8 protein-coding genes are annotated in these 11653 nt (G+C 39.0%); 1 reads left to right on the top strand and 7 read right to left on the bottom strand.

Features of this window, described 5'->3' with window-relative positions; all coding sequences use genetic code 11:
* Positions 1-33: 33 nt before the first annotated feature.
* Genes IPK91_10720 through IPK91_10710 form a run of 3 tightly spaced genes read right to left on the bottom strand, consistent with a single transcriptional unit; the run spans position 34 to position 3129 of the window.
* Positions 34-591: a fasciclin domain-containing protein gene (locus tag IPK91_10720; protein ID MBK8297728.1), complete on the bottom strand. Its 558-nt coding sequence runs from the start codon at positions 589-591 to the stop codon at positions 34-36.
* 38 nt (positions 592-629) lie between these two features.
* Entirely contained in the window at positions 630-2624 is a 1995-nt protein-coding gene (gene nosZ, locus IPK91_10715; GenBank protein MBK8297727.1) for a Sec-dependent nitrous-oxide reductase, read from the bottom strand.
* Between the two features lie 31 nt (positions 2625-2655).
* Entirely contained in the window at positions 2656-3129 is a 474-nt protein-coding gene (locus IPK91_10710) for a cytochrome c (protein ID MBK8297726.1), read from the bottom strand.
* Positions 3130-3920: 791 nt separating this feature from the next.
* On the opposite strand from IPK91_10710, the gene IPK91_10705 reads away from it, so the two are divergent.
* Positions 3921-5486: a GMC family oxidoreductase N-terminal domain-containing protein gene (locus IPK91_10705; protein ID MBK8297725.1), complete on the top strand. Its 1566-nt coding sequence runs from the start codon at positions 3921-3923 to the stop codon at positions 5484-5486.
* On the opposite strand, the gene IPK91_10700 is transcribed toward IPK91_10705, so the two are convergent.
* The 4 genes from IPK91_10700 to IPK91_10685 form a co-directional block, all read right to left on the bottom strand.
* Entirely contained in the window at positions 5483-6304 is an 822-nt protein-coding gene (locus tag IPK91_10700; GenBank protein ID MBK8297724.1) for an energy transducer TonB, read from the bottom strand. The genes IPK91_10705 and IPK91_10700 overlap by 4 nt on opposite strands.
* A gap of 85 nt (positions 6305-6389) precedes the next feature.
* Positions 6390-9326: a DNA polymerase III subunit alpha gene (locus IPK91_10695; GenBank protein ID MBK8297723.1), complete on the bottom strand. Its 2937-nt coding sequence runs from the start codon at positions 9324-9326 to the stop codon at positions 6390-6392.
* Positions 9327-9729: 403 nt separating this feature from the next.
* Positions 9730-10200 carry a DUF456 domain-containing protein gene (locus IPK91_10690; GenBank protein MBK8297722.1) on the bottom strand — a complete coding sequence of 157 codons (471 nt, stop codon included), beginning with the start codon at positions 10198-10200 and terminating at the stop codon, positions 9730-9732.
* 836 nt (positions 10201-11036) lie between these two features.
* Positions 11037-11528, bottom strand: a complete 492-nt coding sequence (locus IPK91_10685) for a macro domain-containing protein (GenBank protein MBK8297721.1) — start codon at positions 11526-11528, stop codon at positions 11037-11039.
* Positions 11529-11653: the final 125 nt, after the last annotated feature.

The following is an 11653-nucleotide window of genomic DNA, read 5'->3' as shown; positions in this document are numbered from 1 at the left end:
TTTACTCAAATTAAATGCTTCTGGAACTCTATGTTATTTGGTAGGAGGCAATAAAACTGCATCCACGATATATATCAGTCCGTTGGTTGCGGGAACCGTTGCTACTACATTTGCATTCCCGTTAACCATCATCTTCCCATCTTTCAGTTGAATGGTAATGTTATCACCACTGGCCATGCCAATGGTTTGACCATCTTGTAAATAATCCTGTTTATATACACCAACGGCAACATGGTATTCAAGAATTCCCTTAAGAGCTTCTTTTTGATCTGGCTTCATAAGCCCATCAACGGTGCCTGCGGGAAGTTTATCAAACGCAGCATTGGTAGGTGCAAATACTGTAAACGGCCCTGCATTCGCTAAATCATTTACATATTCTGCTTGCTTAAGCGCTGCAACCAATGTGGTATGATCAGGAGAGCCAACAGCAATTTTCACAATATCCTTTTGTGAATCATTGTCCTGTACCCCTGCTTGTCCTAAATCTGCTTCTGCAGAAGGAGTAGCAGCAGCTTGCGTTTCTGTTTTTGTTGGTGCATTGCATGCACTAAATAATGCTGCACCCAGTATAATTAATTTATAAATTTTCATATGGATTCGATTTTGAATGAAATATTATGATGACTTAATTATTTAGCTACAGGAGCTGCTGCCTCAACTTTTTTACCAGTGCTAAATGTAATTGGTACATTGGATCCAGCAGGACTAACCCGTATGTAGCCTTGCATTTCCTGGTGCAATGCTGAACAAAAATCGGTGCAATACATTGGAAAAACACCAATCCGATCTGGTTTCCATAACAAGGTTTGTGTTTCTCCAGGCATAATTAATAACTCAGCATTGTTAGCGCCTTTCACTGCGAATCCATGAGGTACATCCCAATCTTGTTCGAGGTTGGTTACATGGAAATAAACTGCATCTCCTAATTTAACACCTTCTATATTGTCTGGAACAAAGTGTGAACGAATGGATGTCATATAAACATGTACTTCGTTTCCTTTGCGTTCTACTTTCGCATTTTTTTCACCCATGGTTACATATGGATTTTTATTTTCTTCTATTTTAAAAACTTTTACACTGTTTTTAGAAATAAGTTCTGCAGGAATTGCTTCTGCATAATGCGGCTCGCCAATAGTTGGAAAGTCCAACAACAATTTCATTTTATCACCATCAATAGAATACAATTGCGCACTTTGTGTTAACTCCGGACCCGTTGGTAAATAACGGTCTTTCGTAATTTTATTATAAGCAATCACATATTTCCCCCATGGCTTTTTAGTAGGTCCACCTGGGACGCACAAGTGACCAATAGAGTAATAAGTTGGTACACGATCCAATACTTGCAAATCACTGACTCTCCATTTTACAATTTCAGAAGAAACAAAAAATGAAGTATAGGCATTTCCTTTATCATCAAACTCCGTATGCAAGGGGCCCAATCCTGGTTTTTTAACTTCACCATGTAAAACTGCTTCGTATTTCAATACTGGAATTCCTTCATAATCTCCATCAAAATTTTTAGCTGCAATAGCTTCTTGAATTTTTGTGAATGAAAATACAGGAATCATAGCCGCTAATTTTCCACTACCCACTATGTATTCTCCTGTTGGATCGGTATCACAACCGTGTGGAGATTTCGGACAAGGCATAAAATAGACCATGTCTGGACAATCTTTTGGATCCAGAACAATCACTTCAGTTTCAATTTTTGATGTTGCACTGTGTGTTTGTTCGCTGTATGTATTGTGCGCATATTTAACTGCTTTTTTCATGCCTTTGCCCTGAGCGAGATATTCTTCAGCTTTTTTCCAATTAACAGCCATTATAAAGTCCTTATCCTTTTGACTGGCATTTACTTCCAACAGGGTATTCGCTCTTTCAGAATTATAACAGCTAAAGAAAAACCATCCATGAGATTTTCCTTTACCAGCACGCGCTAAGTCAAAATTGATACCAGGCAATAATATTTGAAATGCAATTTTCATAGCTCCATCATTCTTGTCAATGCTAATAAAACTTACGGTCCCTCTAAAGTTTTCTTTATAGGTTGAAATTGCTACGTCTTGCTTGTCTCCCATGGGTACGCTGAATCGGGTTCCTGCAACAACATATTCTGTATTCTCCGTAACAAAAGGAGAGGAGTGATTTCCACCGCTATTTGGAATTTCAATTATTTCTGCGGTACGGAATGTCTTTAAATCAAGACGTGCAATACGCGGAGTATTGTTTGCATTTCCAAATGCCCATCTACCATCATGCACCCCATCAGTTACAGACAGTGCTGGATGGTGTAAATCATCCCAAGGCACAAATCCATGAGAAGTATTCAGCATGGGTTTGGTTTCTTCTGAGTATCCATAACCTTTCTCTGGATCAACAGAAAAAACTGGAATCACTCGGAATAATCTTCCAGAAGGCAATCCATAAACTGCCATCTGGCCACTAAATCCTCCTGAAACAAAATTGTAAAACTCATCATATTTCCCAGGGGGTACATAGGCTTTTACTGCCGCATCACCGCTTACAGCAGTTTGAATTCCTTTTGGCTTGCAAGCATTCATACACATTGCAAGTGAAAAGAGTCCCAATAAAATGGGAAGGTATTTTAGCTTTCTTAGTTTCATTTTAATAAATTTTGTATGATAGATTGTATATTTATTTTTCACCATCATTGGATCTCATAAACTCAATCACCTGGCGTGCTTCTTCTTTACTTACATTTTGATTGGGCATTCTTACCAGACATTGCTCGAGTAATTTTTGTGCTTCCTCATCTTTTTCCAACATCATATCGACATTGGTAATCATATTCATAATCCAGGTTGGATTTCTTCTTTTTGTTACACCCGCCCAACCCGGTCCAACCAATTTTTCGTCTGTGAGCTTATGGCAAGCCAAACATTTGAGGTCATAAATATTTTTTCCTCCACTAACCCATTCGGCATTCAATGGGCTAGCAAAGGCTATTTCACCCTCTTTTACTTCTGTTCCATGAACTTCTGGTTGATTTTTGGTTAATTCTTGTACATCATACATCTTGGCGTCTTTTTTAACACCTTCACTACAACCGAGAGGAAGCCAAATGAGGCCTAGAATAAGAGCCGGATAAATTAATAATTTAGTTTGCATGGTCCAGAATTTTTAAATTAAGATAATTTTGTCTTAAATAATTGATAGTACAAAAATATCCGAATGGCAAATTTGGTATTATGACCATTGTCAACAGGAGCCATGATTTTTGTCACTTGGGTTTGAATGCCGTGATCTTGTTTTGGAATTTATTCTGGGTGCCTCCCTATTTCTGCCTTATACCCATGTGGAAATTTTTTAATTCGTTCCGGATTAGTAATTTGCCTCCTAGGGATGCTTTTTTTTGAAACAAATAGGCATAGGGACATAGATTACATAGAATTTAATTATTCTCATCCTATGTGTTCCCTATGTTTCCTTTATTCCTATGTGGTAAAAAAAAGCCTTTTAGGAGATCTAATGTTTTCTTTTATAGTGTGATTTTTTCTGAACCACATAGGCACATAGGGACATAGATTACATTGAATTTAATTGTTTTCCTCCTATGTGTTTCCTATGTTTCCTTTATTCCTATGTGGTAAAAAAAAGCCTTTTAGGAGATCTAATGTTTCCTTTTATTTTGTGATTTTTTCTGAACCACATAGGCACATAGGGACATAGATTACATAAAATTTAATTATTTTCTTCCTATGTGTTCCCTATGTTTCCTTTATTCCTATGTGGTACAAAAATGGCTCTTTTGTAGAGTTAATGATTCTCCTCCTAGCGTGATTTTTTTGAATCACATAGATACATAGGGACATAGAACACATAGAAATTAATTCTTTTATTCATATGTTATAAATATTTGAATTTATATACGGGTTCTTTTCCTAGATTGCAAGATGATTTTGAAGTCTTTTGATTATATTATTGTGGGTGCCGGATCGGCAGGTTGTGTGCTAGCCAATCGGCTCAGTGAGAATCCTGTTATAAAAGTTGCGCTTATCGAAGCCGGGGGTTTGGATCGACATTTTTTAGTCCAAACACCTGCAGCGTTTTCAAAACTATTTAAAACCAAGAGAGATTGGGCATTTGAAACGACTCCTCAAGTTGGATTAAACAAGCAAAAGATGTTTAGTCCACGTGGAAAAATGTTGGGTGGTTGCAGCAGTATGAATGCCATGATCTATACCAGGCCCCATCCTTTGGATATGGAAGCATGGCGCAAATTTGGAGTTCAGGGTTTTGAATGGGAAACTTGTTTACCCTATTTGATACAAGCCGAACAGCAAATGGGATTTTATCATGAAGATACCAGTGCCTATTCAAATGAGACTATGTATATACATCCCTTAACCGAACAATTTGTGCAGGCTACTCATGAATTTGGTTGGCCGATCAACAAATCAAGTTCAAGCATTCAAAGGGGTTCGCAATTTTTTTTAAAGAACATCCGGAATGGAAAACGCTTCAGTGTAGTTGATGCATACCTTCGACCAATTTCCGATCGTAAAAATCTGAGCATTATAAATCATTCACAAATAAGCAAGCTACTTGTAAATAAACATGAAGTAACTGGGATTGAATTTTTTCAAAATAAGAAGTTGAATCAATTGCATTGCAATCGTGAAATCATCTTATGTGCTGGCGCGTTTCAATCACCCCATCTTTTAATGCTATCAGGAATTGGAAACAGTCTTGAATTGGAACCACACGGCATCCAAACAATCCTGGATTTGAAACCTGTTGGTAACCATTTGAAAGATCACTTAATCTGTGGTATGGCATTTCGTTTAAAAAAAGGAATTCAATCTTTGGATTCCCTCAACCAGCTGGTTCCGGCAGTTTCAAGTTTAGTTCAGTATCTTAGACACAATACCGGCCCATTATGCAGCAACGTTGCAGAAGCCGGTGCTTTCATAAATACAAAAGGGACCAGTGATCGTCCGGATTTGGAATTTCATTTTGGTCCGGCGTTTTTTATTCAACATGGTTTTATTCAACCAAAACCTCATGGGATTAGTTTTGGACCTAACTTATTACATCCAAAAAGTGAAGGCACGATTCAATTGCAATCAAACAATCCGCTGGATGCTCCAGTAATAAATCCAAATTATTATCAGGATGAATCCGATCTGCAACTCATGGTGGAAGGATTAAAAATAACACGTGAAATCAGCAAGCAAAAAGTTTGGGAACAAACCATTGATGCTCTTGAATTTCCAGCATACGAAGCGCAATCAGATGATGATTACATGAGCCACCTTCGTCAATACAGTCAAACGCTTTATCATCCAACTGGAACTTGCAGAATGAGTGCTTTAGAAGATGGGGTGGTTGATTTTGAATTTAAAGTTAAAGGCATTTCCAATCTTCGAATCGCTGATGCTTCGGTGATTCCAACAACAATTAGCAGCAATACACAAGCAACGGTATTCATGCTTGCCGAAAAATTAGCAGCTCAAATGGTTTAATTCAATTTAAATCCAACTGGCAATACCATCTTTACTGAAACGTTTTTACCATTGTGTTTTCCGGGCGTCCATTTTGGCATATTGCTTAAGATCCGGTTTACCATTTCATCACATCCACCACCTAAGCCTCTTAAAATTTTAACTTCCCGAACTTGTCCGTGTTTATCAACAATAAATTCAGCGGTTACGCGGCCTTCAATGCGGTTTTCCTTTGCCATTTGTGGATACCGGATGTTTTTGGATAAATAATCCATGAGATCTTTTTCGCCTTTACCAAACTTTGGCATTTCTTCTGCAAACCGAATAGGCTCTTCCTTCGTGTTGGTTCCGGTTTCTGTATTAATTGATTCAGTACCTGATGAAGATCCGCTTGAAATGGTTTCATTTGTCAGGCTCAGGCCTTCTTCCTGAGTTTGATTGCCTGTGTTGTCTGGAATTTGTTCGACTTCTTTTTTTATATCAAGCGTACTGTCTTTTACAACTTTAAATCCTTCAGCATTGCTTGCTTTTTTTACTGTTGCGGCCTTCAATTCTTTTGCGGGTGGTTTTACTTCCATTGGTTTTTCAAAGGGTAAATCGGTTTTCCATTCATGCCAGATTTCCTCCGGACAATTTTCTTCAGCGATCGAAGCATTTTTCTTGTTTGCCAAAATAGACGAACTAAATGCAGCCAGTACAAACAAGAAAAAAGCAATCAGCATGGCTTTCGTCATATTACTGGATTGTGTTTGCCGGATCCGGTAAGCTCCATATGCTTTGTTGCGATGCTCAAATACCAATTCGAGCCATTCAAAATCAGAATTCATTGGTGATTTCATGGTCTGTAGGTTTTGTATACTGGGGTAACGTATGGTCAGATATTTTCGTGATCAAATAAAAATTATTTTCATAAAAATTTACAGACTAATACCTCCCATCCTTTACATAAGCCAACTTTTTCATAAACTTCACTTCGATACTTGCAAAATCAAAATCGTCAACGACTTTTCCAACAATCAGGTAACAGCCTCTTCCCTGAAAAGGAGATTTTTCCAATTCGGGTGGAAAGTGCGTGGTATCAAAAAATTGTCCTTCGCGATCCAGCCAGGTACCGAAGGCCATGAGCTTGCCTTGCTTGGTGCGTACCGGTTTTTGCGTGACATAATAACCCAGCAACTGAACGCTGCGGTTCATGTAATTTTTCAACTCTTTGGATAATATACAATTTGATACATCTGCTTCCAACAAGTCAAAGGGATTGCATAGTGGAAATCCCAACAACTCAATTTCATCAAAGCGCTGATCAAAAGCTCCTTCTTCCAAACCAGGCATAACAAACGACTCGCTCTCATCCTGAAACAAATAAGAATGGACGAATTGTGTTTTTCCCATTTCGGGCACCGCATTTTTTTCCCACATCAATTCGCCTTTACTTAATCCGGTAAAGCGCAAAGCATTAATCCGTATGAGTAATTGCAATTGCTCACGTCCCATCGGCACCCTGCGTATAAAATCTTCCAGGTTTTGATACGGACCATTGCGCTCGCGTTCACGAACAATGCGCTTTGCGCTTGCCTGCTCAAGGGATTGTATATGAATAAAACCAATCCATACTTGCTCGCCTTTGATATCTGTAAGGTAATTGCTGTTATTGACACAGGGTGCGTGAATCATTGCACCACACATCCGGGCTTCGTGCACATACAATTCCGTATTGTAAAATCCGCCGAAATTATTAATCACCGCTACCATAAATTCTAATGGATAATGCGATTTTAAATACAAACTTTGAAAAGATTCCACAGCAAAAGATGCAGAATGTGCTTTGCAAAATGAATAGCCGCTAAAACTTTCAATCTGTCGCCACACTTCATGTGTTAATTCATCTGAATAACCGCGCTCTTTACAATTTCTAAAATACTTTTCCATCAACAATCGAAATGTATCCGAACTTTTGCGTTTGCCGGTCATGATGCGTCGCAAAACATCCGACTCATCCAGATCCAATCCGGCAAAGTGATGGACAATTTTCATCACATCTTCTTGATAGACCATCACACCAAATGTTTCCCGAAGGTTTTCTTCAAACACCGGATGCAGGTACTGTACTTTATCGGGTTGGTGAAAACGTTCGATGTATTCCCGCATCATTCCGGATTGTGCAACACCCGGTCGAATGATGCTGCTGGCAGCAACCAGATGTACATAGGTATCACAACGCAGCTTATTTAATAAACCACGCATCGCAGGAGATTCAATATAAAAACAACCAATGCAATGACCTGATCGCAATTGCTTTTTTACGGTAAGATTATTTTTTATCGCTGTAATATCATGGATTTCTACAGATTTTCCCTGGTTGCGTCGCACCAGATCTACCGCATCTTTTATATGTCCCAGTCCACGTTGACTCAGAATATCGAATTTGTGAAAATTTAAATCTTCCGCACCATACATATCAAAATGGGTAATCGGAAATCCCTTAGGCATTTGAATCAATGCCGTATGATAACTCAAGGGGCGTTCAGAAATAATAATACCACCTGCATGTATAGATAAATAATTGGGAAATTTTTCAATGGCTTTTCCGTATTTAAAAATGTGTTTGGCGTAGGCATGGTGTTTATTACTGGCCAATGGCTGATCTACGATGCAATCAATATCTGCTTTGGGCAAACCAAACACTTTTCCCAATTCGCGAATGATGGATTTTCCTTTGAAGGTGTTATAAGTTGCCAATAAAGCGGTGTGCTCGCGACCATATCGCTCAAAAATATATTCCGTAACATCGTCACGGTCACTCCAGGAAAAATCAATGTCAAAATCCGGCGGACTCGTACGATGCGGATTGATAAATCGTTCAAAGTAAAGATCCAATTCAAGTGGATCCACATCGGTGATGTACAAACAAAAAGCAACAATGGAGTTGGCACCGCTTCCGCGACCCACATGATAATACCCGGCACTTTGTGCATAGCGTACGATATCCCAGGTAATTAAAAAGTAAGCACTAAATCCCATGCGGTAGATGACTTGCAATTCACGACGCACACGATCTTCCGCACGATCCTGATGCGGACCATACCGTCGGCGACAACCCTGGAATGCCAGTTTGGCTAATAATTTATAATCGCCTTCGGCATTTCCTGTAAATGTTTTGCGGTTGTTGTCATTGTGAGCGGGCATTTCAAAATGACAGGCTTCTAAAATGGCTTCTGTATTGCGGATAATTTGTGGATACTGCGAAAACCGATCGCGCAAAATTTCCGGATCAATAAAGAATTCGTCCGGATCCGCACAATCCCCGGTTTCTAATTTCCCGAGAACAATATTGAGATCAATGCAGCGAAGTAATTTATGGATGCGAAAGCCCTGCCCATTAAGGAAACTGACTGGGCTGAAAACTACGAGCTTGTCCACGTGAGGACGCAAGACTGAAGAATAAAGGGCAGGTACTTCCGCAGGCCTTATACCTATATACTCATGGGTAAAGAGATCTTCAATTGCACAGGGTGCTTTTTTATAGATGACGAAGCAGTGCTTCCATTGTGGAGCTCTTGCGGACAACTCGCTTCCGGATAAAGAAGTTTGGGTGAGCTGTTCGTTGATCTCACGGATTCCATCTGCATTTTGAGCCAGGGCGGTGTAACGGAATTGATTCCCCTGACGGAATTCCAGTCCATAGATGGGCCGGATGCCGTACTTTTCGCAAAGTTGAGCAAAAGCATAGGCTGCCGAGCAATTGTTGATATCGGTAATCGGCAATATGCGAATACCCTTTTGCGCAGCTTCTGCGACCACTTGCTCCGGAGCAAGGGTACCATAACGAAGGGAAAAATAAGTGTGTACAGACAGATGCATAACGAAACCCTGGTTAAACTTATCATAGAACGTGTTTTTGATTTAAAGCCGATGGAAGTCCTGGCTTGCCTTCAGGATCCGGCAGGTTTTTTCTGAAAAACCCACCAAATCCTCTCAGCTATTTGAAATAATCTATTCGTTTTCAAAGACTTAAACACTAAGAAGGTCTTTCCCGTGTTTCATAATAACTCGTCAAAGATAGACGAATATTTCGACAATGCAAATTATTTGAAAAAATATTTCCGGGTGGGAAGTCTTTAGAGAAGAGTCTATAGGCTTAATAGCTTAAACCTTTATAGCATTAGACTTCTTTGCTTTGACCTTCTTTGCTTCAGACTTCCTCTCTACAGACTCTTGCTCAGTAATAAACATTAAACCATTTTAGCATTAAACCATTGCAGCATTATATCACAGCGGCCACAGCAATCCAAATCATAGCAACACAAAGGGCAACTTTTAAAACCACTCCAAATAAAAATCCTATAAAAGTTCCCCATGCTGCTTTGCTGGCCTGAGCAGATGTTTTACCAACCAAAAGTTCACCCAACAAGGCACCGGCAAACGCACCTATAAAGATACCCAAGGGCCCTAATCCCATACCCAGTATAAGTCCGATCATACTTCCCCACATCCCTGCTTTCGAACCACCGTATTTCTTTAATCCCAATGCAGGAATTAAATAATCCAATACCGTAATCACGACAGTCAAAATGATCAAAACCCATAAGGTATTTGATGAAAACTCATACGTTTTAGTCCAGTGAATCAATAAGATTCCTAATAAACTAAGTGGCGGACCCGGAAGCGGCAATACCGCTCCTATTAAACCAATAAGTAAACACGCAAAACCCAGAACTAATAAAAGTATATCCACAATTGCTTTCAATCATAAACCAAAAATTTAGAAAATTGGTTCGCGGAAATTGTAGGGGATTAGTCTGTAGAAAAGAGTCTGTAGGGAAATTTTCCAATGCTACAATGTTGCAATGCTTCAATCGTTTAATGGGTTAATTCTGTAAATAATTTTTAGAAATAAATTTGAATAGACTGGCAAGTTACCGAAGGCGTCCCGCCGAGGTTTGAATGAATGAATTTCGAAGGACATTTGTAAGAAAGGAGTTTAGTCTATAGAGAAGAGTCTTTAGGGAAATGGTACAATGCTGCAATCGTTCAATGCTGCAATCGTTCAATGGGTTAATTCTGTAAATAATTTTTAGAAATAAATTTGAATGGACTTACAAGTTACCGATGGCGTCCCGCCGAGGTTTGAATGAATGAATTTCGAAGGACATTTGTAAGAAAGGAGTTTAGTCTTTAGAGAAGAAGTCTTTAGGGAAATGGTACAATGCTGCAATTTTGCAATGCTGCAATCGTTTAATGGGTTAATTCTGTAACTAATTTTTAGAAATAAATTTGAATAGACTGGCAAGTTACCGAAGGCGTCCCGCCGAGGTTTGAATGAATGAATTTCGAAGGACATTTGTAAGAAAGGAGTTTAGTCTATTGAGAAGAAGTCTTTAGGGAAATTTTCCAATGCTGCAATGCTGCAATGGTTCATTGATTATGCAATGAACGAATTTTCGATTATTATTCAGATAAGCAAGGCCGACATTGCAGCATTGAAGAATTACACCATTATAGAATTGCAACATTGAACCATTGCAGCATTGCAACATTGCAGCATTCTCCCTAAAGATTCCTTTCTACAGACTATAACCTCCCCTCTTCCGCCGCTACATTCTTATGATAAACACTGTACACATAAACCGGAATGCCTAATTCATTCAAATGCTCTTCAAGTATTGGTTTTACTTCAGACCATTCCATACCTCCAACACCGGTTGATAATTTGGTAATGGCTAAACTTTTAATGCCTTCTTTCTGAATTTGTTTAACCATGTTTTTTAAACAATGCCTGATTGCGGAAGCAGTTGCACGTCCTGGATGGGCTGATGCAGCGGGTGCTGGTTCCTGGGTTAACAAATTAAAAATTTTACGCTTGTCTGCACTTTGCCAAAACCAAACTTCACCGGGTTTAGGATGAAAGGTTTGACAATAATGTCTAAAATCCTTATACATCGATGGGTAATTCTCCCGAAGACTCAATGAAAATCCGGTATCAAAATGATCCATCGGTGCTACGCCATGTGCAATTGCATCTGCATTACTTAAAAGGATATCTCCTTCAACTTCTTTTATCATATCGTTAAATTATACACCAAGGTAATGGGTCCTCGACCTATAATTCGTGATCCCTGTCATAGTTCGATATGACAAAAATCAAACTTAGCTTTAAAACTGAAGAATTTGTTTAGGGTATTTCGAAA

The organism is Saprospiraceae bacterium, from assembly GCA_016712145.1.
Classification (GTDB): domain Bacteria; phylum Bacteroidota; class Bacteroidia; order Chitinophagales; family Saprospiraceae; genus Vicinibacter.
Note: the sequence above shows the minus strand (reverse complement) of the source record. Positions and strands in the feature narration are given on the sequence as shown.